The sequence below is a fragment of the Streptomyces sp. GL_148 genome (assembly GCF_057834205.1).
Map to the genome: position 1 here is coordinate 454,732 of NZ_JBYQMC010000002.1, position 26,865 is coordinate 481,596.

The window sequence follows — 26,865 nt, forward strand, 5'->3', positions numbered from 1 at the left end:
GTCACGTTTGTCGGGATGACACGGAGGTCGTCGATGGCTTCGGTCATGGGCTTGTTGGAAGCACGCGAGACGGCTGCGCAGGTTCGGGTCGAAGAGCTTCGCGAGGAGGTGGAGCGGGTGCTGGCCGAGCTTGCGGAGGCGGAGGCGGTGCTGGAGCGGCGGGCCATCGCCCGCGTGGAGCTGGCCGAGGCCCTGGCCGCGCCGGAGCCGGAGGCCGAACAGCCGCCGGAGGCGGGGTCGGCTGTGGCGAAGGCGCCGGTGGCGGGGTCGGTGGTGCCGCACTGGCGGGAGGGCCTGGCGGTGGAGGCGCTCGCGCCGGACTACCAGCGGCTGGTGGGCGTGCTGGAGGCGGAGGCGGGCGGGTCCGGGCTGCGGGCACGGGAGTTGGCCGGGCGGCTGGGTCTGGAGGGGGTGCCGGCGAAGGTTGAGGGGGTGCGGTCGAAGGTTAAGCGGCTGGTGGAGCGGGGCTGGCTGGCCGAGGAGCGTCCTGGGGTGTTCACGCCGCGGCGGGTGGCCGGGTGACGTTTCGGCTCCGGTGGCGGGCGAGGCGGCGCCCCATGAGCATGGTCATCGACCACAGGGCGGCGGCTTCGCTGCTTTCGGGCCGGGTCTCGTAGTCCCGGCCCAGGCGCCGCGAGCGCATCAGCCAGCTCAGCGTCCTCTCCACCACCCACCTGCGCGGAAGCACCACGAACCCGCTCATGTCGTCACTGCGTTTGACGATCTCCAGCGTGAGCCGGAGTGTCTCCTTCGCCCAGTCGACCAGGCGGCCGGTGTAGCCGCCGTCGGCCCAGACCAGGCTGATCTTCCGGTAGCGGGCACGGAGCTTTTCCAGCATGCTGCAGGCGGCATCGCGGTCGGTCACGTCGGCCGCCGTGACCAGCACCATCAGCAGCAGGCCGAGCGTGTCCACGATGACGTGCCGCTTACGCCCGTTGATTTTCTTGCCGCCGTCGAAGCCGCGTGAGGCGGCCGGCACCGACGCGGCTGCTTTCACCGACTGCGAGTCGATGATCGCGGCGGCCGGCTCCGGGGCGCGGCCCTCGCTCGCGCGGACCTTCCCGCGCAGCCGGTCGTGGAACTCGGTGATCAGCCCCTTGTCGCGCCAGCGCCGGAAGAAGGCGTAGCCCCGGTCCCAGGTGGGAAAATCGACCGGCATCGCCCGCCACTTGATGCCGTTGTCGACCAGGTAGCGGATCGCGTCGATCATCTGCCGGTGGCAGTAGCCCTCAGGCTGTCTGCCCTTCCCGTTCAGCCATGCGGGCACGGGCAGCTGATCGCGCACCGCCGCCCATTCCTCATCCGTCATGTCGGAGGGATAGGCGGGCGCACGCTCGGCATGGTCGCCCGCGTTCCCGTACTGATGGGCGAGGCAATCACACGACCGGGTAACCGAGTTGGACCCGGCGGGCGTCGGCACGGAAGACTGCGACAACAGGGCCTCCTGTTGCTCGGATGGATTCGACACCCACGAGCTGTGCAGGAGGCCCTGCCTTCATGCCCGTGCCACCAGAAGACCACCCGCCCGGGAACCCTCGTTCGACCACCAAGCGAACCTCTCGGTACGACAACGGCTACTCAGGTAGCCGGGGCGTTTTTGGATGCGGGTGGTGTTGTAGGAGCCGTCGATGTACTCGAACAGGGCCTGGTTGGCCTGGGCCCGGGTGGCGAAGACGCGGCCGCGGATCCCTTCGCTCTTGATGAGGGTCCACAGGTTCTCGGCGAGGGCGTTGTCGTACGAGTCGCCCACCGATCCCATCGAAGCCGCGATCCCCGCTCTGAGCAGGCGAGTTGTGAGCTTGATGCTCGTGTATTGACAGCCGTGATCGGCGTGATGGACCAGCCGTCCGTGCTCGGGGCTGCGGGAGGCGAGGGCGTACTCGAGTGACGCGAGGGGACCAGGTCGGTGTCCGCTCGGGCGGAGGTTTCCCGGGCCACCACGCGGCGGGAGAACGCGTCACGGATCGCCGAGAGCCACAAGGGTCCTTCGGCGGTGTCGATCACGGTCAGGTCGGTGACCCACAGCCGGTCCGGGGCCGGGGCGGTGAAGTCCCGCTTGACCAGATCGGGAGCCAAAGTGGCGGACGGGTCGGCGATGGTGGTCTTCCAGCGCCGGGTGCGGGGGCTGACACCCTGGATGCCGGCCTGGCGCATCAGCCGCTCCACCCGTTTGCGGCCCACCCTCATCCCGCGCCGGGCCAGTGCCGCGTGGATTCGCGGCGAGCCGTAGACACCGTGCGACTGGGTGTGGATCTCTCTGATCATCTCCAGGAGTGCAGCGTCCTCGCGCTCACGGCGGCACGGGTTCTTCTGCCTGCGGCGCCGACGGTAGTAGGTGGAGGGCAGGGTGTTCGTCTCCCGGAGTACCAGCTCGATTCCCAGGTGGGGGTGCTCGTCGATGAGCGCGGTCACCTGGGCCGGGTCGGGTCGAGCTGGGCCGCGAAAAACGCCGAGGCAGTGCGCAGGACCTCGTTTGCCCGGCGCAGGTCCCGGACCTCCTTCCGCAGAGCCACCAGCTCGCTGTTCTCCTCGCTGGTCAGCCGATCCCCGCGCTCACCGCGGTCGGCCTCGTCCTGGCGGATCCAGTTGCGCAGGGCCTCGTGGTGCACGCCCAGATCCCTCGCCATGTGACGGATCACCGGCTCCGGATCAGCGGCCCGATACATGGCCACCGCCGCTCACGCAACTCCAGCGGGTACTTCATCGGTGCGGACATCGTGACATCTCCCTTCACGATCCCCATCTGACACTCCACCAGCCACTTCCGCACCCCGGGGGAATCTCACGTGGCCGAAGTGGTCTCAACGTGATGGAGTACGCGCTGGCCAGCCCGGTGGCATCAGCGAGATCAGCCGGCAAACGTGCCCCGGCGTGACCAACTGCCCCCGTGCCGCCAGCCGAGACATGGAGCCTGGGACGCGAACCGATACCCTGCACGCAGAAAGTGCCTTCCGCTTGGACCGACAGAACCCCTCGACAAGGTTCATCGTCCCAGTTCAGAAGGCACTTTCGCGTTCCCGTCCACCAATCGGCCTCATACCAGGTGAAACGGCGAGGCTAGCGGCCAGGTCAGCAGGGTTACCAGGAGATCGTCACCTGGCCGGCACCGCTTCGTGTGCTGGTGGTGATAGAGCCGACGACGCCAGTGTCCGGGTTGACGTAAGAGGAGCCGGCGCCGCCACCGCCACCGCCACTGAACGAGCCAGCGCCGCGTCCGCCAAGGCCGCCCTTGTAGCCGCCGCCACCACCGCCGCCGCCACCACCGGCCTGTACGACGCTGGAGTCACCACCACTCGTCCCCGCCTTATCGACAGTAACGCCAGCCGACCCGCCCGATCCTGCAGTCTTCCCGTTACCACCGCTGCCACTCTCAGCAGTGGACCCCGCATTACCGCCATGCCCACCGGTGTTCTCATAAGGCCACGCTCCAGCGCCCCCTGCGCCTCCGCCGCCGCCGGCAACCACAACGTCGACCGTGAACGTCCCGTCCGGCCCCTTGGTGACGATGCCACTGCCACCACCACCAGTCCCGCCCGTCTTCGCAGTCTCCTGCTTAGCGACGCCATGCGCTCCACCGCGGCCATACCCGAAAGGCGCACCATCAGAGTCCGCCTTGGTGCAGCCCGTCAGTACCCGCAGCTCCTGACCGGGCACCACATTGACCATAGCGGTCACATGAGCCCCCCGGCCCCCCTGCGACCCGCCGCCCTGTGCACCATCAGCTGTGACGGAGATCCGATTCACTCCGTCCGGAACGAGGAAGACCTCGCGAATGTTCTGACAATTGAAGGTCCTACTGCCACTAGCTACGGCCTCCGCGGCTGAGGCCGGGCCGGCGGCGACAGAAACTGCGGTCGCCGTAGCTGCCGCGGCCACAGCAAGAAGCAGTGGAAGGCGACGCCTAGAACCGCCAGCGTTACGCGTGACTGAGAAGAGCATATTAAAACCTCACGAAGTATTGGTTCGGCGGGTTACCGAAATTCTAGGAGATATTGCGGTATGTCGAAATTCTCGTGATCGTAATTATTTGACCCAATAATTGACAGCTCGGGATGAAGGGGCCGCAGATGGGTCTGTGAGCTTGTTCCGCTTTGACGGGCACCTTTGGTGTGGTGGTCAGGCCGCGAGAGCGGTCTCGTATTCAGCGGGACTGCGGTAGCCGAGGCTGCTGTGAAGCCGGTGCAAGTTGTACCAGCTCTCGATCCACTCGAATATCGCCGTGCGGGCAGCAGCCCGGCTCGGCCAGGGGTCGGTGTCGCCCAGCTCGTTCTTCAGGGTCGAGAAGAACGATTCCGCGAGCGCGTTGTCCCAGCATTGCCCAGTCCGTCCGACCGACAGGCGGATGCCGAACTCATCTGCCAGGACGGCGAGTTCACGGCTGGTGTATTGACAGCCTCGGTCGGAGTGGAAGATCACCGGACCGGATGGACGGCGAGTTCGGCAGGCGGTCCGCAGCGCGTCGGCGACGAGCTCGGTTCGCAGATGGTCGGCTGTCGCCCAGCCGACGACGCGGCGTGAGGCGATGTCGATCACGGTGGCCAGATAGAGCCAGCCCTCGCTCGTGGCGATATAGGTGATGTCCCCGCACCAGCGGGTGTCGAGGGCCGACAAATCGGGCTGGAAGTCACGAAGTACCAGGTCAGGCCGGGTGGACGCGTGTGGGTCGGGAATGGTGGTGCGGTGCCGGCGTCGTCGGTGCCTGCCGGTCAGACCGGCCTGTCGCATCAGGCGGGCCACCCGGCGGCGCCCGCAGCCGGCGCCTTCACGCTTCAGGACGGCGTGAACGCGCGGGGCCCCGTAGGTGCCGCGGGAACGCTGGTGAACAGCGGTGATCTGTTCGGTCAGCTCGGCGTCCCGCACCGCACGCGGGCCACGGGAGGCAATGCGTCGGGCGTAATAGGCGGTCCGGGAGACCTTGAGGAGTTCACACGTCCTTTTGACGTTGTGACCTGCGGTTTTCTCCGCCTCGATGAACGGGTGCACGTTCACCGGGTCTCCGTCGCGAAGAAAGCCGTCGCACGCTTGAGGATGTCGACGTCCTCGCGCAGCCGGCGGTTCTCCCGCCGCAGCGCGGCCAGTTCCTCACGTTCGCCGCTGGTCAGGCCGTCCCGTTCGCCGGCGTCGACCTCGGCCTGCCTCACCCAGCTCCGCACCGCGGTCTCGGTCAGCTCGAAATCCCTGGCGACCTGACCAACCGAGCGCGCGCCCCGCCGGCACAGCTCGACGATCTCCGCCTTGAACTCCGGCGTGAACGAACGGCGAGGGCGCGGCTTCCTCTTCCCCATGCTCTCCATGATGAACATCATCCTTCCGGGGCCCAAGCCCCTGATCTCAGATGTCCGTCAAAGCGGATCAAGCCCACACCGACGCCGGCGCGGAGGGCGTACTTGTTCTTCCAGGTGTCGGTCTTCTGCTCGGCGCGGGCTCTGGCGGGGTTCTCGTGGAGTTCCCGGGGTCTGAGGGTGAGCATGCGGCGTCCGGGTTTCGAGGTGGTGCACTGCCTTTGGAAGGGGCAGTCGCGGCAGGTCAGGACGCTGAAGGTGATCACGATGGCGTCCTTGCCGTGCTGTTTGACCGGGTTCCAGTGGGAGCTGGTGCGGCCGGCGGGGCAGCGGACCTGCCGGGTCTTCCATTGATGGTGAAGGCGATCTTCTCGAAGCCTTCGGCCGCCTTGGCCTGCGCGGAGTGGTCCAGGAGCACCGGGGTGACCATACGGATACCGTCTTGCATGGCCTTGGTGATCAGGTCGGCCGACGGGTAGCCGGAGTCGGGGTGATGCTCGGCCGGCTTCACGCCGTGCTCCGCGAGCTTGTGCTGGATGGGAGCGGTAGCTTTCACCTCCGGCACAGTCGCGTCGGTCGTGTGCACGTGGGTGATCAGATTCGGCTTCGCCCCTGCTCCTGCCCCTGTTTGGGACTGTAAAAGAAACTGGCCCTGTCTCACTTTCGGTGGTAATGGAGGGTGCCGGTTCGTCGTTGACATGACATGCGGAACGTCAACGAGCTTGTAGATGTGGTGTTCTCGGGGCTGTCGCCGCTGGTCATCGAGGACGTGACCGACGAGGTCGAGCGGATTATGGTGCGGGCCCGGACTCCGGAGGACTCGGTGCCGTGTCCGGGCTGCGGGGCGCCGTCCGGCCGTGTGCACAGCTATCACCTGCGGACGGTGGCCGATGTCTCGGTGGACGGGCGGCGGGTAGTGGTCCGTGTACGGGTCCGGCGTCTGGTGTGTCCCACGCGCGGCTGCCGCCACACCTTCCGCGAGCAGGTGCCAGGGGTATTGGAGCGATACCAGCGGAGCACAGCCCGTTTGACCAGGCAAGTCAAGGCTGTGGTCAAGGAGTTAGCGGGCCGTGCAGCGGCACGGCTGCTGGCGATACTCGCCATGGGACTGTCGCGTCACACTGCCCTGCGCACCCTGTTGCGTATTGCGTTGCCCACCGGGCGGGTGCCTCGCGTGATCGGCGTCGATGATTTCGCTCTGCGCCGGCGGCACCGCTATGCCACCGTGATCATCGACGCCGAGACCCATGAACGGATCGAGGTGCTGCCCGACCGCACAGCCGACACCCTGGAGACCTGGCTGCGCGAGCATCCGGGCGTCGAGATCGTGTGCCGGGACGGCTCTGCGACCTACGCCGAGGCCATCCGTCGCGCCCTGCCCGATGCGGTGCAGGTTGGTGATCGCTGGCATGTGTGGCACAACCTGTGCGAAGCCGCCCTGAGCGAGGTCAAGGCCCACAGCACCTGCTGGGCCACCGTACTGGACGCGCCTATCTACGACGGACCCCGCGCCCAGACCACCCTGGAACGCTGGCACCAGGTCCACGGCCTGCTCGACCAGGGCGTGGGCCTGCTCGAATGCGCCCGCCGCCTGGAACTGACCCTGAACACCGTCAAACGCTATGCCCGCGCCGACCGGCCCGAGCGCATGCTCCGCGTCCCCAAGTACCGCGCCCGCCTCGTCGACCACTACCGCGAGCATCTACGCAAACGCCGGGCCGAGGACCCTGGCGTCCCCGTCAAGTACCTCTTCGAAGAGATCAAAGCCCTGGGCTTCACGGGCTGCCTGAACCTCCTGCACAAGTACATCAACCAAGGCCGTGCGGACGCCGACCGCAGCCATATCTCTCCGCGGCGGCTCGCCCGGATGCTGCTGACCAGGCCCGACAACCTCAAGGCCGAGCATCACGAGCTCCTGTCCAAGCTCACCGCCGCCTGCCCCGGGATGACCCAACTGGTGACAGGTATCAGCGACTTCGCCCCGCTCCTTGCGCCTCACGCCGACAATGCCGACGCACTCTCGCGCTGGATCGTCCAGGTCCGCGGCGCGGACCTGCCCCACCTGCATGCCTTCGCCCGAGGTCTGGAACGAGACCGCGCCGCCGTGAACGCCGCCCTCACGCTTCCGTACACCAACGGCCCCACCGAGGGTGTCAACACCAAGACCAAGCGGATCGCGCGCCAGATGCACGGACGAGCAAGCTTCACCCTGCTTCGCCACCGGATCCTCCTCGGATAGAAGCACTCCCCGTCACCACCGAAAATGAGACAGGGCCGTTTCTTTTACAGTCCCTCTCCGCCGTTCTGGCAGTTGCCGACACATCGAAGCCGCCTTGAGAACGGGGCGTCTTCGCTCCTACACAGCGCGGCTCGACCGTCCGGGGGTCGATCGCTTCGCCGGGCGCGCCTTGATGATAAACACCGTCGGGGTCGGTGTCCCGGTCGTGCGGCAGCAGGAAGAAGACCCGTCGGAGCTGGAGACCGCTGTCAGGATCGGCTTCGGCGTGTTCGTCGAGTTCGGTGTAGCCCACCATGCGCCCGTCTCGGGCGTAGCGGGGCTTTCCGCGGCGGCGGGCGGTCTTGTCGAGGGCTTGGCGTACGTAGTCGAGATGGTCAGGGTTCTCCAGCCACACCACTGTGTTCTCGTGGAGGAGGTCGCTCTCGTTCAGCAGCGAGCTCATGGCTGCGGCCCCTTTTCGTTGTCGGCGGCCGGGTAGGGGCCGGGGTGGCTTTGGGAACGGTCGGGTGGGGGCGTGCCGTGTCGATAGTAGAGAGGTGCGGGCCGGATACTCAGGCCGCATGGTTTAGACATGTTCGGGCTCGTCGTCGGCAAGGAGGGCTAGACCGGGGTAGTACTTCTTCCCGCTGGATTTCATCATGTCGGCCGGTGAGGCGAGGGCGAGCTCCTGGCGCACGCGGGTCGCGAAGGCCCGAGCGGTAGCAGGCCTGATGCCCTCACCGGTACTGCACCAGCTGCTGTAGGCGGCGTAGAGGAGTCCCTGCTCCACCTTGAGGTCGGCTGAGGTTCTATCGCCGGCACGGCTGGTGGTGGCGCTGGTGCAGCACTCGGTGAGAAAGCGGCCGATGTGGTCTTCGGTCGTCGCGTATGCCTGCGTGGCCATCCGCACAGATGCAGGCCCCGTCAGCGGGTCGCGGGTGTGGAGATAGAGCTGGGCCCCTTCCACCAGCCAGTGCAGGATACCGGGGCCTTCGCTGTCGACGAGTTGCTTGGCTAGGTTGTCGATCTTACGTGAGGCGGGGACGACACGTTCGAAGGGGATGAGGCGGATGCGACGCCAAAAAGCGTGGCCGCCCGTTCCGACTTCGGGGCGGTGGTTGCCCAGCAGCCACAGTTTGTGTGTGGGTGTGAAGGAGAAGAAGTCCTGGCGCATGCGGCGGGCCATGATCCGGTCGCCACCAGTCAGCAGCTTGACGCGGGACTCATCGAACTTGTCGTTGGGCTTGAGTTCACTGCACACGACAATGCGCCGGCCGTGCAGTTCGGTCAGCTCGGTGGAGTGCTCGGAGAACTTGCCCTTCTCCATCAGGAATCCGGGCGGGGCCGCCTGAGCGTAGTCGCCAAGAATCTGCGTCATGACATCCAACAGGACGGACTTGCCGTTGGCGCCGGTGCCATAGAGGAATGGCAGGACCTGCGCGCCGACGTCTCCGGTGATGGAGTACCCCAGGAGCAGGTGGAGGAACTGGATGGTTTCCAGACCCTTGGCGTCGTCACCGAAAGTGTCGTGAAGGAACCGGTACCAGCGGGGGGTTGGCATGGCCTCAGGCCCTACGCTGGCGGCCCGCGAATGCATGTCGCGTTCGGGGTCGGGCTTGCGCAACTGCCCGGTGTGCAGGTCGACGACACCGGCCGGGGTGCACAGGGCGTACGGGTCGCCGTCCAGAGTGTCAGGGTCGAGGGCGAGCGTGGGTGAGGCCTTCGCCTGAGTCAGCATGGCCTTGAGGCCTGGAGTCGACATCGACCTGCGACGATGCAGAAGAAGATCACGGTCGCTAAAAAGACCTGTGGGATCGCTGGCCGGCATCTGCTCTGCCATGTCTCCGGCGGCCCAGAGCGCGGACTTCTCGCCGCCGGTGCGCTTCCACCTGTATTGACTCCAGTGGTACCAGCCCAGCCCTTCGACATGACGGAACTGATCCCCGTACATCACTGCGAACAACTTCGCGTTACCTCGGTCGGTGAGCAGGCCGGGCAGCTGTCCACTCGGGCGCGCCAACTCTCGCACTGTGACTGTGCCCTGTTGAGCAGGCGGCTTCGCCGCAGTCTGCTGTTCTTCGAGGTCGAGCATCTGCTGGGCGGCGGCAATGGCGTCGAAACGCGGGCCGTCGGCGCTGCTCATGTGCGTCCTTTGAGATGAAGCGGCCGGCTTTGGCCGGCGGACAGGGCAGAGTTGATGACAGAGACGCTGCGGTGGATCTGATGTGGGCGAGCCGCCTCCGCAGCCGCCGTCAGGAGCTCGCGGATCTGGGTCTGTGTGCAGTACCCGCCGGCCACCAGGCCTCCGGCCGTGTAGGCCGCCCGGTTGAGCTTTTCCGTGAAACTCGCTCCCTGCGGAACCGCTGCACAGTCCTGAACTTCAGCCAGCAGCGGATGCAGTAGCCGGTGCGCGGCTGTGACCCCTTTTTCCGTGTCCTGGCAGTGCGGCACCAGCGTGGCAGTGCGGTTTGGGGTGTCGTTCACCACATGGCCGGTCCGTTCAAGCTCTGAGGCCAGCCAGCGTGGCAGTGCGGCTGGCTTTCGTGCCTCCCCAAGGGGGAGGTACGTGCCTGCCTGGGTCTTGGTGGCCGGGGCAACGATGTAGCCGCCAGTCGCCCGTACATCGACTTGCCAAGCAAGAGCCACCTTGCTGCTCGAACCGGTCGATGACCGGTACCGAATCCCGGCCGGCCGGGCCTGGTACCAGACGTGGAGACCCCCTGAGGGCGTCCTGACACGCAAAGTCTGTTCATCCTCAGAGGGATCCGGCTTGCCTCGGTAGGCCGCGAGCAAAGCGAGCGTGTCGAACCCCGAGGTAAGACCAGCCAGGTTGACTTCCTCAGGAATGGTGATGCCTGGCAAAAGCCGGTTGCGGTCAGGGACTGCGGCACTGTGCGCGTCGACATCGAGGACCACGAGCCCGGCAGGGCCGCAGGAGACACCAACCCCGTAGGACTCCTCATTGCCCCACCAGGCCCTCAGGCGAGAGGTATCCGTCGTCGCGGCATGGAAACCGTGGCACCACCTGCCTTCAGCTGTGCAAGGGCAAACCTGCGGGGCATGATCGTGGTTCCGGCAGGCTGGGCAGTTGGCGGCTGGTGTCTTGCGACCAGCCGCCAAGGGATGCACAGGCCAGCCATTCAAGGCGCACCACAGCGCAACATCGAGGGGGCTGATGCTCCCCGATGGCGCTGCCCTACGGCTCTCACCCTGGCGTGACACTCTGACTGTCCTTGTTGAGGGACCCAACAGCTGGTTCAGACCCCGTGGGGTAAAGCCCTGGTCAGAGGGCTCAAAACCCCTCTGGGAGGGACTGAAGGGACCGAGTTTTTCAAATGAGTTCTAGAGCCTACCCCAGTGGTGGCATCAGCACCGCCGTTGTATCAGTCCCCCAGTCCCTTCAGTCCCTTCGCCACGTACTGGGCAAAGGAATCACAGGCCGAGGTGCCAGGGGGAACTTCTCAAACCCGGGCGTGTCGGACGCCTGACCAGAGCAACGGTTAGATCCCTTGGACTGGCCAAGGGGGCTGATTGGACTCTGGTCCCCACAGAGTCCCGGGGGAAAAGACCAGGTCAGAGGTGACATCCACCCAGATGAGGGACTGAAGGGACTGAGAAACCCTAGTTATGAGCAGGTCATCACGTACCCTGGTTCTGCGTATCGCCCGTGCGCATACGCACGCACACCCGATAGAAGGAACTGGTAGATTCAGTCCCTCCGGTCCCTCCAGTCCCTCCGGCCGTCCTGTACAACCCTCCTGACCTGCAGCTCTGCAGATGTTTTCGCAGAGGGACTGAATCAAAGAAGCTGGGCCCAAGCCCAGCCGCCCGGCCGGGGGCTCTCTGAGCGAGAGTCCGGGGGCGGTTGGTCAGCTTGTAGGCTGGCCGTTTTCCCGAGAAGCAGGAGCAGCCGCCAACCTCCACGAACAATAGAAGGCGCGTTTCCTCCCCTGAGCAGCGCGAAGGACGGCACGTAGCCAGCGTTCGCTGTGGGACGAGCCGCCCGGCAGGTCATCTTTTGGCATAGCGAGTGCTGGTGCCCGCGGGCCGCCTGGGTCGGTGGGCGTTGTTTCTTCCTCGACACGGGCGAGGAAGCGCGAGGTGGACCTTGTACAGAGCGCGGCTGCAGGGTGGTGTGCCGACTGGATTCCCACTGTCCGGTACCCTGCGCACTTGTTGGCCGACGGGGACCCAGTACCTTTCCCGACAAAGGGGTATCCCATCCTGTCGGAAGGCCCTCCTGGGGCAGGACGGGTTAAGCAAGACGGAGGCCGATCTCCAGTGTGCCCAGGTCTCCGGCCCGGACCAACAGAGCCGACGGGCTTCAGTCCATCACCTCACTCCAGAACAACGCCCCTCCCTGTGCGCCTCTCTCGTAGTCGAGCTCACCGATCACGGGCTTCTCTCCGAGTCCGGTGAGAAGGGACACTGTCCTAGGCCGAGTTTTCCCGGCGGCGCGGAGTGTCCGGAGCCGGGGCTGTGGGGGTGTCGATAGCTTGTGGAGACGGGCTCTGGGCTGCCTCCCTGACAAGACGCGGCCGGGGGCCCGCCCCTGTTTTAGGCCTCGGGTGGGAAGCTCTCGTCGTGGATATCCGCCAGCGTGCGTCCGCGGCCCGGGGGGGTGTCTCTATGTCTTTCGTCAAGAACGTGGTGTCGGGTATGGGGCTGTTTGGGGTGGTCATGCGGCGAGGGTGATGGTGGGGGTTTTGGACTCGTAGAAGGTGCCGTCTCGGAGCATGGCGAAGAGGACGCTGATGCGTTGGCGGGCGAGCCGGAGGAGTGCCTGGGTGTGGTTTTTGCCGCGGGCTCTTTGCCGGTTGTAGTAGGTGCGGGAGGCGGGGTCGGCGTTCATGCAGGCGAAGGCGGAGAGGAACATGGCGCGTTTGAGCTGCCGGTTTCCGCCTCGTGGTGCGTGTTCGCCGTGGATCGAGGTCCCCGAGGATCTTGTTGTGGGGGCGAGGCCGGCGTAGGAGGCGAGGTGGGCGGCGCTGGGAAAGCTGGTGCCGTCGCCGACGGTGATCAGCAGGACGGCGGCGGTCCTGACGCCGACTCCCGGCATCGAGGTCAGGACCGGGTGAAGAGGGTGGGCCTCCAGCAGGGTGCTGATCTGCGCTTCCAGGGCCCGGCGCTGGTCGTGAACTGCCGCGAGGGAGGCGGCCAGGGACGGGATCACGATGTCGAGGGTCCCGGTTCCCGGGACCACGACGGTCTGTTCGTCGAGAGCGTCGAAGACCTCGTCGATCAGCCGGGCGGCCATCCGCGGGGCTTTCGGACGGATGAGTTCGACGAGTCTGCGACGGCCGGCTTTCCGCAGTGTGGCCGGGGATCCGTAGCGTTCGAGGAGCCAGGTGACGGCCGGGTGGTCCAGCCGGGGCCCGAGCACGCGCTCCAGCGACGGGTGGAACTGGGTGAGCAGTCCGCGTATCCGGTTGCTGGTGCGGGTGGCTTCGGCTGCGAGGTCCTGGTCGAAGCCGGTCAGTACCGTGAGCTCGGCGGTGATCTCGTCGGTCAGCTCCAAAGACCGCAGGACGTGCGGCATGGTGCGGGCGGCGTCCGCGATCACCGCGGCGTCCTTCGCGTCCGTTTTCGCCTCGCCCGGATACAGATCAGCGATCCGCCGCATCGCGAGTCCGGGCAGGTAGGCGACCTCGCAGCCCGCGTCACGGGCGACGGTCAGCGGCAGAGCCCCGATCGAGGCGGGCTGGTCCACGATCACCAGCACGGTGCCGAACTTCGCGATCAGCTTGTCGAAGACGGCCCGCAGTTTCGGTTCGCTGTTGGGCATCGGCTTGTCGAAGATCTTCTTGCCCGCCGGGGTCAGCCCGTGGCCGTGATGGGCGGTCTTGCCGACGTCCATACCCAGGAAGACGCCCACATCACCGGTGTCTAACATCGCACCCCTCCCGGGTGGTTGACCTTGCCGGCCTCGGCGGCGGCACCGTGCTCGCGCATCCACGTTATGCAGACCTGCCGCCCACGCTTGTGCCCGGCATTGCGCCGGACCGGGCGGTGGCCGGGTCTCTCATCAGCGTCTGTGACGGCACCCCACGGACCCGGCGACACCACCCCCCAGGTCACGCCTTCCAATGCCGTTGCTTTTGGGGTGGGGCGGGCGTTGAGCCGTTCGTGTTGGTGTCGCGTCTGGAGCGGCTGGGGATTGGGAGCTTGACCCGATCGTGCCCGCCGGAGCTGGTGGACCAGGTCGTTGGTGTGACGGGTTGCGGTGAGAAGCGCCGACGTCTGTTGTCGGCCCGGTTCACCGTGTACTTCGTCCTCGCGTTGTGCCTGTTCCCGCGGGTCGACTACCTCGAGGTCCTGCGGCTGCTCAAAGCAGGCGAGCCGGGGTTGCGGGAGTGGTCGGGGGTGAACAAGTCGTCGCTGACCAGAGCCCGGCAACGGCTGGGGTGGCAGGTGATGCGCGACCTGCACTGGGCCGTTGTCCGGCCGCTGGGCCAGGACAGCGATCTCTTTCAAGGTCTGCGTGTACTGGCCTTGGACGGGATGCTGCTGGCGGTTCCTGATTCGGCCGGAAACCGGGAGGCCTTCGGCAAGTCGGGCTCGCAGCGCAGCCCGTTGGGCTATCCCATGGCACGGGTGGTTGCCGTCGCGGAATGCTCGTCCCATACGGTGCTGGACGCGGCGATCGGCGGATGGAAAGACTCCGAGCGGATCATCTCCGACGAACTCGACAGGCATGCCGGCGCAGGAACTCTGCTGCTGGCGGACCGGGGGCTGTGGGGCCTGGTCAGGTGGCACCGCCTGCGCGAACAGGGTGCCCACCTGCTGTGGCGGATCGAGCAGCGCAAAGCCCGCAGGGTCCAGGACGTCCTGCCCGAACCGTTCCGGGTTGGATAGAGACTCGATTCCGTGAAAGGATCGAGTCATTGCACGACCTTCCCGCTACCCCCTCGAGTTCCGACGCCGTGCGGTGCGCATGTTCGCCGAGGTCCGCGACGATCACCCGAACGAGACGGCCGCACTGCAGACGGTGGCCGAGAAACTCGGCATCGGGTCGCGCGAGACCCTGAGAAACTGGGTCAAGCAACAAGAGATCGACGCGGGGACGCGTCCGGGGGCGACGACGGAGGAATCCGTCCAGCTCAAGGCGCTGAAGAAGGAGAACGCCGAGCTGAAGCGGGCGAACGACATCCTCAAAGCCGCGGCGAGTTTCTTCGCGGCCGAGCTCGACCGGCCACACACACGCTCGTAGCGTTCATCGACGAGCACCGGGACCGCTTCGGCGGCGTCGAGCCGATCTGCCGCGTGCTGACCGCACACGACTGCAAGATCGCACCCTCCACCTACTACGCCCACCACAAACGCACAGCCCTGCCATCCGCCAGGACCGTGCGTGACGCCGAACTGAAAGAGCTGATCCGCGAGGCTTCCGAGGCCAACTACCGTGTCTACGGAGCGCGGAAGATCTGGCGCGAACTGAACCGGCAGGGACATGCCGTGGCCCGCTGCACGGTCGAGCGCCTGATGCGCGAGCTGAAGATCGCCGGCGTGGTCCGCGGGAAGCGAGTGATCACCACGCTCCCCGGCGGACAGGCCGGGCGGGCTCCGGACCTGCTGGACCGCGACTTCGTCGCCGGCGCCCCGAACCGCTGCTGGGTCGCCGACTTCACCCACGTGAAAACCTGGGCCGGGTCGTCTACGTCGCCTTCGTCGTGGACACCTTCTCCCGCCGGATCGTCGGCTGGTCCGCGGCCACCGTGAAGGAAACCGTCTTCGTTCTCGACGCCCTGGAAATGGCTCTCTGGCAACGCGACCGCGAACAACACCCAGTCCAGCCAGGCGAGTTGATCCACCATTCCGATGCCGGGTCGCAATATACGAGTTTCCGGCTCGCCGAGCATCTGGACGCCGCCGGCATCGCCGCCTCGATCGGATCCGTCGGCGACGCCTACGACAATGCCCTGATGGAGAGCATGATCGGCCTGTTCAAAACCGAGCTGATCAAACCCCGACGCCCCTGGAAGACACTCTCCGACATCGAGCTCGCCACCGCCGAATGGATCGACTGGTACAACCACCGGCGACTCCACGGCGAGATAGGTCACACCACCCATTGAATACGAAGCCAAACACTACGAAGCAATCGTGAAACCCCAGGTCACAACCACAATCTGAAGTCTCTACGAAACCCGGAACGGTTCAGATCGCGGCTTCGATGGGATCGGTGGGCGACTCGTACGACAACGCCCTCGCCGAGAACCTGTGAACCCTCATCAAGAGCGAAGGGATCCGCGGCCGCGTCTTCGCCACCCGGGCCCAGGCCAACCAGGCCCTGTTCGAGTACATCGACGGCTTCTACAACACCACCCGCATCCAAAAACGCCTCGGCTACCTCAGCCCCATCGAATACGAGGAGAAGTTCTACGCCGAACAGGCAGCGGCCGAACGAGCGAACCTGAATACCCATCAACCCATCACGGCCAGCTGATCAGCACCCCCAGCTCACCGGGGGAACCTCAGGTCAGGTCGCGGACCGCGGCCAGGACGTGGGTGGAGTCGGTGCGCTGCGTGATGCGCTCACGCACCAGCCCGGCCTCCTTGAGCCGCGCCAGCGCCAGGTCGGGGAGGCGGTCGGCGCGGTCGCCCCCGGTGAGACGGTCACGGAAGCCGGCCAGCACACTGTGGTGAAAGCCGGGGCCGTCCAGCTCTATTGAAGTTGACCCCTGAACTTGGACAGCGTGTGCTTACGCTGCGGGGGTGAGGTCTTGCTGCAGCAGGGTCCGGGTTTCGAGTGGGGTGAGGTATCCGAACTCGGGGTGCTTGCGGAGCCTGGCGCGGTTGTACTCGACCTCGATGAAGCGGAAGACGTCGGTGCGGGCGGCCTCGTGGTTCTCCCAGACGGTGGTGCCGATCTCCGCTTTCATCAAGCCGAAAAAGCTCTCAGCTGCGGCGTTATCGTAACATGAGCCGGTTCGTCCCATGCTCTGCCTCAGGCCCAACTCCTGTACCGCCTGGCGGAATTCGCCCGAGGTGTACTCCGACCCGCGGTCGCTGTGCATGATGCAGCCGGGCTGGAGGTCGCCGCGGCCGGCGGCCATGCGCAGTGCGTCGGTGACCAGTCCGGCCCGGTGGTGACTGGCCATCGCGTACCCGATGATCTCGCGTGTCCCCAGGTCGAGCACGGTCGCCAGGTACCACCAGCCCTGGAGCGTCGGCAGGAACGTGATGTCCCCGACCAGCTTCACGCCCGGCTGAGGAGCGGTGAAGTCGCGTCCGACCAGGTCAGGAGCGGGTTTGGCCTTGCGGTCGGGCTTGGTCAGGCCGCGCCGCTTGCGGCGCGTGACGCCATGGATGTCACGCTCGGCCATGATCCGCACCACCTTCTTCCTGTTGACCGTCCGGCCTCGTCTGCGCAGTTCGGCGTGGATGCGTGGGGCGCCGTAGGCTCTTCGGGAGCCAGGGCCGCCGTGGATCGCCCGGATCTCGTTGGCCAGCTCGTCCTCGGAGGCCTGCCGCGCCCGGGCCGCCGGGCGCGCGGCCTTCCAGGCGTAGTACGTCGAGCGTGGCACCTCCAGCACGCGGCATAGCAGCGACAGCCCGGGTATCGGCTGGTCATCGGGGGTGTCGGGGTGGGAATCGGCTCTCTGCGCGTCGATGAAGCCGCACACTGTGGCGGTGTCTACTTCAACGTGTCCGTCGCGAAGAGAGCCGTGGCTTTTTTCAGGATGGTCACCGTCTGCTCCAGCTCGCGGTTGCGCCGACGGAGCCGTCCCAGTTCCTCCCGCTCGGCGCTGGTCAGCGCCCCGGAACTGCCCTGACCTCGGTCAACGGCCTCCTGCTTTACCCAACCCCGCAGGCCTTCGGGACTGACCCCGAGGTCGCGGGCGACCTCGGTCACCGTCTTGTCCGACGAGCGGGCCAACGCGATGGCATCCCGTTTGAACTCGGCCGTGTATCGCTTGTTGCTGTTGCTCTTCTTACTCACTGCCTGGAACTGCTTCCTCCGGAACGATTCGTCCCAGTATGAGGCTGTCCAAGTTCAGGGGAAAAACTTCACTATGGACCTGGAGCTTGTAGGCGGCGCCGAAGGTCTGGATGTCGGGCACGTCGAAGAGCACGACGGGGCCGTCGTCCTCGATCGGGATATTCACCATCGGGCGACTCCTCCGAGTCGGTATGGCGGCCACACGGACGGCCGGGTAAGGAGGTGACTGGGGCCGGCCCGCCGGGGAGGGCGGGCCGGCCTCCGGGTCAGCCGTTGAAGATCTCGTTCAGCCGGAAGTTCGCCTCCCGGGCGTTCGAGTCCCGGGCGGCCTGCGCGACCTCCCGATTCACGGCGGCGGTGTTCCTCTGAATCTCGGCCGCGATGTCGTGGCCCTGGGCCTCCAGGTCGGCGGCGACGCGCAGCAGACCATCGGCGTAGCCGTCGAACTGTTGCGCGATCTCGGCACGTTCGGCAGCCGTGAAGTTCTTGTTCGTGGCGGTCATGTCGGATCCCTTCGGGTCAGAGCGCGGCCGGGGCCATCGCCCGGCACTTGTTGGCGTGGTCGTTGGCGTCGGTACGGGCCAGGTCCCTCTCGTCCGGGAGATACCGCCCGTAGTCCCAACGGGGACCGCGCGAACCGTCCGTGGTGCCAGTCGCGCCACAGCCACCGCACTCCCAGCGGAGTCCCTCGACCTCGCGGGGGTTCTTCGGGTCGGAGTACGGACGGCCGTGCGACGTGTAGTGGGTGGTGAACCGGGTGGTACTCACCACCACCACGGCACCGCCAACGGTCAGGAAGCGGATCAGCGGGGCTGCGGCGGGTTCAGCCGGCAGCGGCACCGGCTCGGGAGCCGGAGCGGGGGCGGTGTGGCAGAAGAACAGTACGGCGGGGTGTCCTCTCGGGCAGCGGCATGTCGTAGTGCGTGTGGGTGCCAAGGCCATGACGGCCTGGAGGGTGCGGAGTGCCCCGGACCGGAGTCGAACCGGTCGATACCTACGGGGCCCGCGATCTTTGCCCTTGTCTCACCGCGCATATGGATCACTTGTCCGCCCGCGGGGGCGGCATGGGAGAAGGTGCGTGCTGCCTGCGCGGCAGGGCCTGCGGCTTGTCGCATTTGCCTGTACCTCTGACGCCCGCTCTCCCCTTGCCCAGCCGTGGCTGCGGTCCAGGGTGCGGTGCGTCCTCTGATGGAGTTCTCAAGTAACGGCCGCTGCCTTGTCCTTGCGCCGTGGCGGTCGGAGTCCGGGCGTCTCGTGCGGTGGAGCCGTGGTGCGTAGTGGCTACGTCACAAAAAGTATCGCCTAGGCGATACCCCTGTCAACGCCTAGGCGATAGGCTTTAAGGTGTCGACAGAGAGAAGGAGGTGAGGAGTTGCCCAGCTACCAGGAAGTGGCGTCCGAGCTGCGACGCCGCATCGACGCAGACGAATACGTCGTCGGCGAGAAGATCCCGACGAACCCCGCCCTGATGGCGGAGTTCGGGGTCTCGAAGGAGACGATCAGCAAGGCGGTCGGAGTGCTGGCCGACGCCGGTCTGGTCGTCGCGTCCAAGAGGGCGGGGACCGTCGTACGGCACCGCACCCCGGTCCGGCTGCCGCTCAGCCGGTACCGCAGCGTCCTCGCGCCCGGCAGCCCCAGGGGCCCGTGGGAGAGCACCACGGCAGCCGCCGGCCTCGAGGGCGAGATGGTGCTCGTCCAGGTCGACCCCGTCGAAGCCCCCGCCGATCTGGCCGCCCTCCTCGAACTCGCTGAGGGCGACCCGATCGTCTACCGGCTACGGCACGCGATCATTCGGCCGAACGACGTCGTGCAGGTCCAGCACGCCTACTACCCGAAGGCGATCGCCCAGGCGGCAGGGCTCGACCGGCTCGAGAAGGTGCAGTCCGGCGCGTACTCCGCGCTCACCGCGGCGGGCCACGTCCCGGACACCGCAAGCGAGTCCGTCGAAGCGCGGCCCCCGACGGAAACCGAAGCCGCGCAGCTCCGCATCAGCGTGCGCCTGCTCGTGATCACGATCGAGCGCGTGACCCGCGACGCGGACGGCCGGCCCCTCGAAGTGCTGCGGTCCGTCGCCCCGGCGGACCGGCTCCGGCTGACGTACGACAACCTGCCACTCACTCCCTGATCCCCCCGGGGTGATCAGGGAGCCCCCGTAGGGGAAACCGGCGCGGTACCGGCTGACCCGGGCCACTACGCCTCCCACCGGTCGAAGCCGCGCTCACGCACGTGGCGCCAGGCCTGGCGGGAGCCGATGAGCGACTCGGCCCAGCTCATGGCCATCTCGACATCCAGGTCAGCGCCCGGGGCGAAGGTGGCGTGGCAGTCGGCCAGGTCGACGCTGGTCAACTCCCAGCCGAAGACGTCCACGTCGATCCAGCCCGGCGTCAGGGTGTAGGTCACCGTGGTCTCGACCGGGGCCGCGACGGGCTCGGCGCCCGATCCGGCCCGTGCGGGCCGGAGGGTGAACGCGGCGGTGGAGTCCAGGCCGGCCAGGTTCGGACCGCCCAGTTCGCGCACCAGCCGCGCGCAGACGGACAGCTCCGACTCCGCCTCGGTCAACTCGATGACCCCGTAGCCGGACACCGACGCCGGGACCGCGCTGCGGAACTCGGCGGCCAGCGCCCACTGGTAGAACCCCGGACCGTACGTGCGGGCGCTCACTTGGCACCGCCCGACTGCTGCGCGGCAGCGGCCCGGATCTGCTCGGCGGCCTGGCGCGCGGCGTCGGCCGCGATGGCCGCGGCGGTGGCGTTGGCGATGGCGGCCGCGGTGGCCGATTCAACGGAGGGGTCGTACGCCCCGGGCTGCGCGGTCATCGGGCACCGCCCAGGGACTCCGGGGCCAGCGTCCAGGACAGCACCGTCAGCCGGCCGCCCCCGTACGCCCGACCGATCCCGGTCAGCACCGCGTCGTAGACGACGGAGCGGGTCGCGGACGGCCACCGGCACGGTGGCCGGGTCTTCGTTGTGATCACTTACCTCGATACGATCCATGGCAGGACCGCACCTCCCTGTCTCTGTCAGGAATGGGTGTGTGTCTCAGGCCCTGGCCAGGTGTTCGTAGCACCAGGTCAGGGCCGCATTCAGTTGTGCCGGGCATAGGAATGCCCGGAGGCTTCCCGCCGTGGTGGCCGGTCCGTCGTGCAAGAACGACGCTACACAGAATGCCCCTCGGAAACAATCAATTGCCCTTTTGCTCGCATCGGCTATGCTCGGGGGCATGGTTGAAATTCCGGAAGAGCAGCAGGCCACAGCGCTGCGCGCGCTGGCCAACGCTGTCCGCGTCCGCGACGACGCGCAGGACGCCGTCACCACGTGCGTCATCGACGCAGCCCGTACGGGCGCCAACCGGACCCGCATCAAGCAAATCGCGGGAATCAGCAGCAAAACGCTGTACGCGCTGATCAACGAGGCAGGCATTGAGGTCCGACCCAAGCAGCCGGCCGCCAGGAAGAACGAGGGGGAGTCATGAGCAAGAACCCAGCTCAGAGCGAAGTCGACGCGCTTACCCGCCGCGTGGAAGCGGTCGAAGACCGCGTGGAAGCACTTCAGGTGCAGACCGGCGGAAACTTCGCGGCGGTGATCGAGGGACAGGCCGCGCTTCGCCGTGAGGTCCGTGACGGGTTCTCCACGGTCAACGGCCGACTGGACGCGCTCGACAACACGGTGGCCGAGCTGCGCGACGAGATGCGGAGCGGCACGGCCACGATCATCGAGCTGCTCACCGCTCTTCAGGTCGGCCGCGACCCGAACGCCCAGGAGTAACACCGAAGACGGCCCCACACAGCACAACAGGCCCTGCCGATGGCAAGGCCTGGAGGCCCCGACCGGGTGTCGAGACCCGATCGGAGAAGCGCCTCCATTGAATCGAGCAAAGTCAGGAGGGCGCTCCCTTGAGGGTACGCGCACAGCAGGTCCGTAGGACAGAGGGCAACGTCACAGCGCTGGCTACGGGGGTGGCCCTGTGACGGAACGGTTCGCGAACAGCGTTTTCGAGCGTGCGCAGGAAGACCCGGAAGAGGCTGTGATCACTCGGCCTGTCGCCGAGACCCAGGGGCTCCAGCCGGAAGACATCGGGGTCCTGGTGCACCTGCTGCTGCTCCCTGCGACCGCGCAGGCTGCCGGCAAGGACCTGGTGGCCGATATGCGCGCGGCCCGGGGCTGGAAGATGAGCGACGAGCGGTTCGCGAAGATCTCCAAGCGTCTGACCAAGGCCGGCCACCTGCTCCGCACGTCGGTCTACAACCCCGCGACGAAGCGCCCTGAGTGGCGCTACCGAGCGTACCGGAACCCGGCCAACAACCCCCAGTACACAGCTGACGGGATCAACACGTTGTCGCAGGTCAGCGACGAAAACCGCAAAAAGCGGGGTTCGGAGCCAGGACCCGCGAGCGAAAACCGCGAAAAGCGGGTTTCGCCTGGTCAGACCCGGAAACCGCTTTTTCCGGCTTCCGGAGCGGTAACCGCAAAAAGCGGGTTTCCCTCAGACGACGTTTCCGCAGGTCAGAGCCGAAATCCGGAAAAACCCGGTTCCGCTCTGCCCCCCCCACGGAGGAGGAGGATTCCTCCTCCTCCAACCTCCTCACCGGTCCCTCCGGGGCGCTCCCGTCACAGCGGGAGGAGACGAAGTCCGACGAGGAAGAGATCGCGGCCGCTTCGGACTTCTTGCAGCAGATGAGCCAGTGGCAGCCGGGGGCAGCCACCGCGCGGCATGCGGCACCGCGTCTTGTGCGGACGATGCGCGAGCAGGGCTGGCCGCCGGTCGCAGAGTTGGACCAGGCGCAGCGGGTGCTGTTGGAGGAAGACATCCTGAAGAACACCGGCGGGGCGGTGTCCTGGCCGAAGTGCCTTCCCGGTTGGGTGGCGGATCTGCGCCGCTACCGCAAGCCGGCCGCGGCGACCGCGCCGGCGGACGCGGGCCCCGACCGCCGCAGCATCGGGGCGCTGCGCGCGGCCTGCCCGGCGTGTGACCAGTACGGCTGGGTTGATGACCCGACGCTCAGCGACGACGCCCCGCCGGTTCGCTGCACACACCCCGGCATCAGCACCGACACCGCGAAGGAGACCCAGCAGTGACCACCCTGGACATTCCCGCGCAGCAGTCGGCCACCGAGGAAGCGAGTACCGAGGCTGAGACGTTCGCCCTCGGTGCCTGCCTGATGGCCACGCCGGACTACGACCCGGTCGTCGCCGTTGCCGAGAACCTGCGTGACTCCGGTGACTGGTTCCACCCGCACCACGAGACGATCTGGCGGGCGATCCTGGCCCTGCACGGCCGGAGCAAGCCCACCGGTGTGCCGATGGTGGAGGCAGAGCTTCGGCGCAGCGGCGACCTGGACAAGGTCGGCGGAGCAGTGCGGCTCTCGCGGATCGCCTCGCAGGCCTGCACATCGGTGGAGGCCAGCCACTACGCCGGTCTGATCCACGGGTATGCCCGGCTGCGCCGCTACCAGCAGGCCCTGGTGCGCGGGATGCAGATGGCCCGTCAGGCCGACCCGGGCGGGGTGACGGACGCGATTTCGGCGCACCAGGCTGAACTGGAGCACCTGGCCGCGGACACCACGGAGACGGACGATCTGTTCGGTCGGTTCGGTGACCATCTTGGTGAGCACCTGGACGGCCTGGAGACCGTGGTCGAGGCTTCCGCGATCACGGGGTTGACCGACCTGGATTACGTGCTGAAGTTGCGCCCGGGGAACGTGATTGTGGTGGCGGGGCGCCCGGCGATGGGCAAGAGCGCGATGACGCTCGGTGTCGCGCTCGCCAACGCGTCCTCGGGCCGGCCCACGCTGGTGCACAGCCTGGAAATGGGCCGCGCGGAAGTCACCAACCGCGTGTTGGCCCACAAGGCCCGGGTGGCGCTGCATCACCTGATGGAGGGCGGGCCGGCCGTCACGGAAGACGACTGGACGCGCATCGCCCGGCGCCTGCCTGACCTCAGCGAACTTCCGTTGTGGATGGACTACACCCCCCGCGTCACCCCCGGACTCGTCCGCTCCCGGATCAAAGCCCTGATCCGGCAGACCGGCCGCGCACCGCTGGTGATCATCGACTACGTCCAGCTCATGTACACCGACCAGCGCAACACCCGGCAGAGCGCGTACGAGCGGGTGAGTGAAGTCAGCCGCGAAATCAAGATCATCGCGGAGGAGACCGGCGCGGTCATCATCTGCTGCGCACAGCTCAACCGCGGCTCCGAGCAGCGCGACGGGAAGAAGCCGGCCGTCTCGGACCTGCGCGACTCCGGGCAGTTGGAGCAGGACGCAAGCGGGATCATCCTGCTGCACCGCGAGGACGCCTACGACCCAGAGAGCCCCCGGGCCGGAGAGAGCGATCTGATCCTGGCGAAGAACCGAAACGGGCCCACCTCCGTGATCACAGCCGCGCACCAGTTCCACTACTCGCGGATCCGGGACATGAGCAGCGACCGCATGGACGACTGACCACCCGCAGCCCCCGCAACGCCGCTGTACGCCCCGCTGTACGCCCCGCTGAGCGCCCCCCAGGGCAACCCGACCCTTCCCGGCACGGAGAGTCCCTGATGGCCGCTCAGCGCGGCGTGTGCGGCCTTGTGTTACCTGAGTGCACATCTGAGACGGAAGTGAAGAACCTCATGGGCATCGTTGGAGACGGCCTGGACCGGGCCTCGCAAGCAGGATTCACCCGCCCCATACCGAAGTCGGCGGGCGCGCAGGTCCGCTACCTCGTGCGGCAGCACAAGGGTTCCACGAAGGCCGTAGCGGCCCTTCTGGGCGTCGCGCAGCGCACCGTGGAGCGGTACGTCAAAGACCAGATCAAGCGGCCCAAGCAGGCGCTTGCGGACCGGTTGGCGGCCGAAGTGCGGCGCCGGTGGCAGCCCCTGGTGCGCAAGCGTGCCCGGGACAAGGCCGCGAAGTGGACCGGCATGGTCATCGAGACTCGCGCCCGGTTCGGCTTCACCGCGGCCCCGGGCACGAGCGACGACGGCCGGATGCGCCGGATCACCCAGCACCTGGGGCCCGAACTCGCGGCCCGGCTGCTTGCGGCCCAGGACGCCGGCGCCCCCGAAGCGCGGCTACAGGCGATCGCCGCGGAAGGCCTCCAAGAGGCGTACTTCAAGGACGGCGGGAACCGCGCCCAGGGCCTGCTCGTGGAGTTCACCGATATCGACTACATCGAGGTGAACCTGTAGACCCCGGCCCGCTCAGCGGGACTCGCGGCCGGGCTTCCTGCCGGGGGAAGGGATCGGCCGGGCCCACGAGTCGGGGATCGGGCGCGGGGGCATGATGTCCGCCACCGGATGCAGCGGCGGTTCGATCAGGGCTCGGTCGTCACCGCTCAGCGCGCGGGCGGTGAAGCCGGCGGCGTGGAAGTCGTTGACGGCCGCGAACGTGACGAGCGTCCCGACCGGCAGCGCCGCGGCCTGCTCGATGACACGAAGTAGCTCGTCCGCCCAGTCGACCGGCTGACCATTCCGCCCGATCCGCTCCGCCCCGGGCGGCAGCCAGAGGATCAGCCCGCCCGGGTGGCCGGTTACGTCGAGGTGGAGGCCACCATCGGACGGGGTGACCGCGGTGACCTTGTCGGCCCGGATCCGTACGCGAGCGGCGAGCAACCAGACCCGCGCGCGTCCCGCGCTCACCACGGCTGCGCCTGCTGCGCGGTGGCCGGCCAGGGGCCGGTGGTGGTGTCCATGAACCCACGATCCCAGGACCGTACGGGCGCGGAGGCTAGTTCAGGAAGAGTCCCGCGAAGAGGGTACACGTACCGGCATACCGGCTCAACCCGGATCGGGGGGGAGAACCAGGGAGCCGGTACCCGGGGCGGGCCCTGTGGATGGGCCCGTACGCCATGGATACACCAGACTCCGCTGGGTCGGGTACCGGCCCCTTCCCGGATCGGAGGAGAACTGGTGGAGCCGGTACTCCGGTCAGGCGCCCTGAGGACACAGGGGCCTGAGAGTCCATGGGTATCGGACACGAGCTGGCTGCCCGGGGATTCGCGCCGGAGTGGTTCCCATGGAGACTCCATCAAGCTGGCACGGGTCGCTGGACGTGGCCGACTCTGGAACCCACTTCGCTGCGGCCGGCATTCCGGTGCCGAGTGTGGCCAGGAGCATGTGGACCGACCGGGTGCTCCTGACCATGCCTGGGGCCCTGCCACGAAAATGGAAGAGGGGCAGGGCCCTGGGCGCCTCGGAGGTGAGGCAACTGGTGAACAAGTGGGCGTGGCAGCGGGTTACGGGCGGTGTGAAAGGTGTGTTGATCTCACGGTCTGCCGGTGCGGCGGCAGACCGTGAGACCGGCCCGGCACCGCCCCTGCGGGCAGTGGCCGGCTGGGAGGAGTCCGGGCCGGGGTACGGCCCCTGCGTATCTGGGAGGGGAGCCATCTCGTCCATGAGTACCGGACAGGGGCCGTCTGTCCCGGCGGTTCCGGACCGCAGTGTCCATGGACTGTCCACAGGTGGCTGAAACCGGGCAGTCGTTGCGTCCTGGGCGGATGGCGGGCCGGTGCATCCGATGACCCCGCGCACCCCCTGGTGCTGATGCAGCCGGTCTGCGGGGCATCGGAGGGCGCCGGTAGGATGCGGGGTTGAGAGCGATTGGAACGGGTCCCCAGCCGAGATGAATTCAACAGCATCTGCGACTCCGGCACAGTCCGGCGCCGGCGCCGGCGGTGCTGGCCGCGGGCGGCCGGCAGGCTCACGTGTCCGGCACGGCAGTCCCTCCTGCGCGGACTACGGATGCCTCCTGCCCGAGTGCAGGGCCGCGGCCCGCCGGGACCGTGCCCGGCGTACCAGGGACCTCCAGGCGGGGCGTCCCGCCAGAATTCCCGCTTCCGGGGCAGCACTGCGCGCCGCCATGCTGCGTGATGCCGGGTTGTCGGCCGGTGACATCGCGGAGATCTCGGGAGTATCGGTCACTCTGGTCCGCCGTCTCCTGCGCCAGCCTGCGGATCAGCAGCCGCCCGTCCACCGCACCACCGCCGAAGCGATCCTGGGCGTACCCCTGGCCGGTCTCACCGGACGGCGCCGCCATCCGGGACTGGCCCCCTCCGGCACGAGCGCCACGTGCCTGCAGGATCTCTCCGAGCGTGGCTGGCCCACCAGCTTCCTGGCAAGCCGCCTCCAGACGAGCACCCAGACCATCGGGGTGATCCGCAGCCGTAAACGCCCGCGCATCGCCCTCGCCCTCGACCAGGCGATCCAGAACCTTCACGGGCAACTGACCGCAAGCACCCCCGCCGAGTACGGGATAGCGGCGCACCGGAGCCGGATGGCCAGCGCGGCCGCCCGCCAACGGACCCGGCACCCCCTGCCATCCCAGGCCGCCGTCAGCTGAACCGCGCACACCATGCGGCCAAGGCGACCGCTGTCCGAGGCCCGGCGGATGGAGGGCGCCCGCCACGGTGCGCGTGGTGTCGGCCAGCCGGTCCATGAAGCCG

31 protein-coding genes and 4 pseudogenes are annotated in these 26,865 nt (G+C 67.5%); 12 read left to right on the forward strand and 23 right to left on the reverse strand.

Annotated features, from left to right (window positions below; genetic code table 11):
- The first annotated feature begins 45 nt into the window (after window positions 1–45).
- Complete coding sequence (locus tag AC3IYI_RS41840; protein WP_489412256.1) at window positions 46–522, forward strand: hypothetical protein; 477 nt, start codon at window positions 46–48, stop codon at window positions 520–522.
- Here the strand turns inward: AC3IYI_RS41840 and AC3IYI_RS41845 are convergent.
- From AC3IYI_RS41845 to AC3IYI_RS41885, 9 genes and pseudogenes are all read right to left on the reverse strand, one after another.
- The gene (locus AC3IYI_RS41845) at window positions 497–1,309 is read right to left on the reverse strand and encodes an IS5 family transposase (RefSeq protein ID WP_489411986.1); all 813 of its coding nucleotides are present in this window, start codon (window positions 1,307–1,309) and stop codon (window positions 497–499) included. The genes AC3IYI_RS41840 and AC3IYI_RS41845 overlap by 26 nt on opposite strands.
- Before the next feature lie 186 nt (window positions 1,310–1,495).
- Window positions 1,496–1,759 (reverse strand): IS3 family transposase, encoded by a 264-nt coding sequence (locus AC3IYI_RS41850; RefSeq protein WP_489412119.1) that lies wholly within the window; start codon window positions 1,757–1,759, stop codon window positions 1,496–1,498.
- Between the two features lie 419 nt (window positions 1,760–2,178).
- Window positions 2,179–2,265: pseudogene (locus AC3IYI_RS41855) on the reverse strand (IS3 family transposase); the annotation flags it as partial.
- 143 nt (window positions 2,266–2,408) lie between these two features.
- Window positions 2,409–2,666 carry a transposase gene (locus tag AC3IYI_RS41860; RefSeq protein ID WP_489412261.1) on the reverse strand — a complete coding sequence of 86 codons (258 nt, stop codon included), beginning with the start codon at window positions 2,664–2,666 and terminating at the stop codon, window positions 2,409–2,411.
- Window positions 2,667–2,781: 115 nt separating this feature from the next.
- Window positions 2,782–2,967 (reverse strand): annotated as a pseudogene (locus AC3IYI_RS41865) (IS1380 family transposase); the annotation flags it as partial.
- A 1,149-nt stretch (window positions 2,968–4,116) separates the two neighbouring features.
- The gene (locus AC3IYI_RS41870; RefSeq protein WP_489412021.1) at window positions 4,117–4,989 is read right to left on the reverse strand and encodes an IS3 family transposase; all 873 of its coding nucleotides are present in this window, start codon (window positions 4,987–4,989) and stop codon (window positions 4,117–4,119) included.
- Entirely contained in the window at window positions 4,986–5,285 is a 300-nt protein-coding gene (locus AC3IYI_RS41875; RefSeq protein WP_489412022.1) for a transposase, read from the reverse strand. The genes AC3IYI_RS41870 and AC3IYI_RS41875 overlap by 4 nt, the downstream gene beginning before the upstream one ends.
- 17 nt (window positions 5,286–5,302) lie before the next feature.
- Complete coding sequence (locus AC3IYI_RS41880) at window positions 5,303–5,551, reverse strand: transposase (RefSeq protein WP_489412277.1); 249 nt, start codon at window positions 5,549–5,551, stop codon at window positions 5,303–5,305.
- On the reverse strand, window positions 5,545–5,868 hold the full coding sequence (locus tag AC3IYI_RS41885; protein WP_489412194.1) for a hypothetical protein: 324 nt from the start codon (window positions 5,866–5,868) through the stop codon (window positions 5,545–5,547). The genes AC3IYI_RS41880 and AC3IYI_RS41885 overlap by 7 nt, the downstream gene beginning before the upstream one ends.
- 117 nt (window positions 5,869–5,985) lie before the next feature.
- Between AC3IYI_RS41885 and AC3IYI_RS41890 the strand changes: the two genes are divergently transcribed.
- Window positions 5,986–7,521 (forward strand): ISL3 family transposase, encoded by a 1,536-nt coding sequence (locus tag AC3IYI_RS41890; RefSeq protein WP_489412195.1) that lies wholly within the window; start codon window positions 5,986–5,988, stop codon window positions 7,519–7,521.
- 67 nt (window positions 7,522–7,588) lie between these two features.
- Here the strand turns inward: AC3IYI_RS41890 and AC3IYI_RS41895 are convergent.
- From AC3IYI_RS41895 to AC3IYI_RS41910, 4 genes and pseudogenes are all read right to left on the reverse strand, one after another.
- Window positions 7,589–7,963: pseudogene (locus AC3IYI_RS41895) on the reverse strand (DUF6009 family protein); the annotation flags it as partial.
- 123 nt (window positions 7,964–8,086) lie between these two features.
- A complete protein-coding gene (locus AC3IYI_RS41900) occupies window positions 8,087–9,643 on the reverse strand; it encodes a DNA primase family protein (RefSeq protein WP_489412196.1) in 1,557 nt (518 codons plus the stop codon).
- Complete coding sequence (locus AC3IYI_RS41905; RefSeq protein WP_489412278.1) at window positions 9,640–10,677, reverse strand: bifunctional DNA primase/polymerase; 1,038 nt, start codon at window positions 10,675–10,677, stop codon at window positions 9,640–9,642. Before AC3IYI_RS41905 ends, AC3IYI_RS41900 begins: the two co-directional genes overlap by 4 nt.
- A 1,501-nt stretch (window positions 10,678–12,178) precedes the next feature.
- Window positions 12,179–13,393: an IS110 family RNA-guided transposase gene (locus tag AC3IYI_RS41910; protein ID WP_489412197.1), complete on the reverse strand. Its 1,215-nt coding sequence runs from the start codon at window positions 13,391–13,393 to the stop codon at window positions 12,179–12,181.
- 14 nt (window positions 13,394–13,407) lie between these two features.
- On the opposite strand from AC3IYI_RS41910, the gene AC3IYI_RS41915 reads away from it, so the two are divergent.
- From AC3IYI_RS41915 to AC3IYI_RS41925, 3 genes and pseudogenes are all read left to right on the forward strand, one after another.
- Window positions 13,408–14,355: a transposase domain-containing protein gene (locus AC3IYI_RS41915; RefSeq protein ID WP_489412198.1), complete on the forward strand. Its 948-nt coding sequence runs from the start codon at window positions 13,408–13,410 to the stop codon at window positions 14,353–14,355.
- Between the two features lie 79 nt (window positions 14,356–14,434).
- Window positions 14,435–15,633 (forward strand): annotated as a pseudogene (locus tag AC3IYI_RS41920) (IS3 family transposase).
- Window positions 15,634–15,730: 97 nt separating this feature from the next.
- Window positions 15,731–15,946, forward strand: coding sequence for an IS3 family transposase (locus AC3IYI_RS41925; RefSeq protein WP_489412279.1), 216 nt, complete (start codon window positions 15,731–15,733; stop codon window positions 15,944–15,946).
- Window positions 15,947–15,974: 28 nt separating this feature from the next.
- Here the strand turns inward: AC3IYI_RS41925 and AC3IYI_RS41930 are convergent, their stop codons facing one another.
- From AC3IYI_RS41930 to AC3IYI_RS41955, 6 genes are all read right to left on the reverse strand, one after another.
- Window positions 15,975–16,136, reverse strand: coding sequence for a hypothetical protein (locus AC3IYI_RS41930; protein ID WP_489412199.1), 162 nt, complete (start codon window positions 16,134–16,136; stop codon window positions 15,975–15,977).
- A 66-nt stretch (window positions 16,137–16,202) separates the two neighbouring features.
- Window positions 16,203–17,126, reverse strand: coding sequence for an IS3 family transposase (locus AC3IYI_RS41935; RefSeq protein ID WP_489412163.1), 924 nt, complete (start codon window positions 17,124–17,126; stop codon window positions 16,203–16,205).
- 11 nt (window positions 17,127–17,137) lie between these two features.
- Entirely contained in the window at window positions 17,138–17,443 is a 306-nt protein-coding gene (locus tag AC3IYI_RS41940) for a transposase (protein WP_489412164.1), read from the reverse strand.
- Window positions 17,436–17,612, reverse strand: coding sequence for a hypothetical protein (locus tag AC3IYI_RS41945; RefSeq protein ID WP_489412200.1), 177 nt, complete (start codon window positions 17,610–17,612; stop codon window positions 17,436–17,438). Before AC3IYI_RS41945 ends, AC3IYI_RS41940 begins: the two co-directional genes overlap by 8 nt.
- A 97-nt stretch (window positions 17,613–17,709) precedes the next feature.
- The gene (locus tag AC3IYI_RS41950; protein ID WP_489412201.1) at window positions 17,710–17,946 is read right to left on the reverse strand and encodes a hypothetical protein; all 237 of its coding nucleotides are present in this window, start codon (window positions 17,944–17,946) and stop codon (window positions 17,710–17,712) included.
- 16 nt (window positions 17,947–17,962) lie between these two features.
- Window positions 17,963–18,211: a hypothetical protein gene (locus tag AC3IYI_RS41955; protein ID WP_489412202.1), complete on the reverse strand. Its 249-nt coding sequence runs from the start codon at window positions 18,209–18,211 to the stop codon at window positions 17,963–17,965.
- A 604-nt stretch (window positions 18,212–18,815) separates the two neighbouring features.
- Between AC3IYI_RS41955 and AC3IYI_RS41960 the strand changes: the two genes are divergently transcribed.
- Window positions 18,816–19,568, forward strand: coding sequence for a GntR family transcriptional regulator (locus AC3IYI_RS41960; protein ID WP_489412203.1), 753 nt, complete (start codon window positions 18,816–18,818; stop codon window positions 19,566–19,568).
- Window positions 19,569–19,633: 65 nt separating this feature from the next.
- Here the strand turns inward: AC3IYI_RS41960 and AC3IYI_RS41965 are convergent, their stop codons facing one another.
- From AC3IYI_RS41965 to AC3IYI_RS41975, 3 genes are read right to left on the reverse strand one after another with little or no spacing between them, the layout of a single operon-like run.
- Entirely contained in the window at window positions 19,634–20,104 is a 471-nt protein-coding gene (locus AC3IYI_RS41965) for a hypothetical protein (RefSeq protein WP_489412204.1), read from the reverse strand.
- On the reverse strand, window positions 20,101–20,259 hold the full coding sequence (locus AC3IYI_RS41970; protein WP_489412205.1) for a hypothetical protein: 159 nt from the start codon (window positions 20,257–20,259) through the stop codon (window positions 20,101–20,103). Before AC3IYI_RS41970 ends, AC3IYI_RS41965 begins: the two co-directional genes overlap by 4 nt.
- Window positions 20,256–20,417 carry a hypothetical protein gene (locus AC3IYI_RS41975; RefSeq protein ID WP_489412206.1) on the reverse strand — a complete coding sequence of 54 codons (162 nt, stop codon included), beginning with the start codon at window positions 20,415–20,417 and terminating at the stop codon, window positions 20,256–20,258. The genes AC3IYI_RS41970 and AC3IYI_RS41975 overlap by 4 nt, the downstream gene beginning before the upstream one ends.
- Before the next feature lie 245 nt (window positions 20,418–20,662).
- On the opposite strand from AC3IYI_RS41975, the gene AC3IYI_RS41980 reads away from it, so the two are divergent.
- The 5 genes from AC3IYI_RS41980 (at window position 20,663) to tpg (ending at window position 24,613) form a co-directional block, all read left to right on the forward strand.
- Window positions 20,663–20,914 carry a hypothetical protein gene (locus AC3IYI_RS41980; RefSeq protein WP_489412207.1) on the forward strand — a complete coding sequence of 84 codons (252 nt, stop codon included), beginning with the start codon at window positions 20,663–20,665 and terminating at the stop codon, window positions 20,912–20,914.
- Entirely contained in the window at window positions 20,911–21,207 is a 297-nt protein-coding gene (locus tag AC3IYI_RS41985; RefSeq protein WP_489412208.1) for a hypothetical protein, read from the forward strand. Before AC3IYI_RS41980 ends, AC3IYI_RS41985 begins: the two co-directional genes overlap by 4 nt.
- Before the next feature lie 972 nt (window positions 21,208–22,179).
- Window positions 22,180–22,518 carry a hypothetical protein gene (locus AC3IYI_RS41990; RefSeq protein WP_489412209.1) on the forward strand — a complete coding sequence of 113 codons (339 nt, stop codon included), beginning with the start codon at window positions 22,180–22,182 and terminating at the stop codon, window positions 22,516–22,518.
- Window positions 22,515–23,885 (forward strand): replicative DNA helicase, encoded by a 1,371-nt coding sequence (locus AC3IYI_RS41995; protein WP_489412210.1) that lies wholly within the window; start codon window positions 22,515–22,517, stop codon window positions 23,883–23,885. The genes AC3IYI_RS41990 and AC3IYI_RS41995 overlap by 4 nt, the downstream gene beginning before the upstream one ends.
- 170 nt (window positions 23,886–24,055) lie before the next feature.
- Window positions 24,056–24,613 (forward strand): telomere-protecting terminal protein Tpg, encoded by a 558-nt coding sequence (gene tpg / locus AC3IYI_RS42000; protein WP_489412211.1) that lies wholly within the window; start codon window positions 24,056–24,058, stop codon window positions 24,611–24,613.
- 12 nt (window positions 24,614–24,625) lie between these two features.
- Here the strand turns inward: tpg and AC3IYI_RS42005 are convergent, their stop codons facing one another.
- Window positions 24,626–25,063, reverse strand: a complete 438-nt coding sequence (locus AC3IYI_RS42005; protein ID WP_489412212.1) for a hypothetical protein — start codon at window positions 25,061–25,063, stop codon at window positions 24,626–24,628.
- 1,219 nt (window positions 25,064–26,282) lie between these two features.
- On the opposite strand from AC3IYI_RS42005, the gene AC3IYI_RS42010 reads away from it, so the two are divergent.
- Entirely contained in the window at window positions 26,283–26,762 is a 480-nt protein-coding gene (locus tag AC3IYI_RS42010) for a hypothetical protein (protein ID WP_489412213.1), read from the forward strand.
- The last annotated feature ends 103 nt before the right edge of the window (window positions 26,763–26,865 follow it).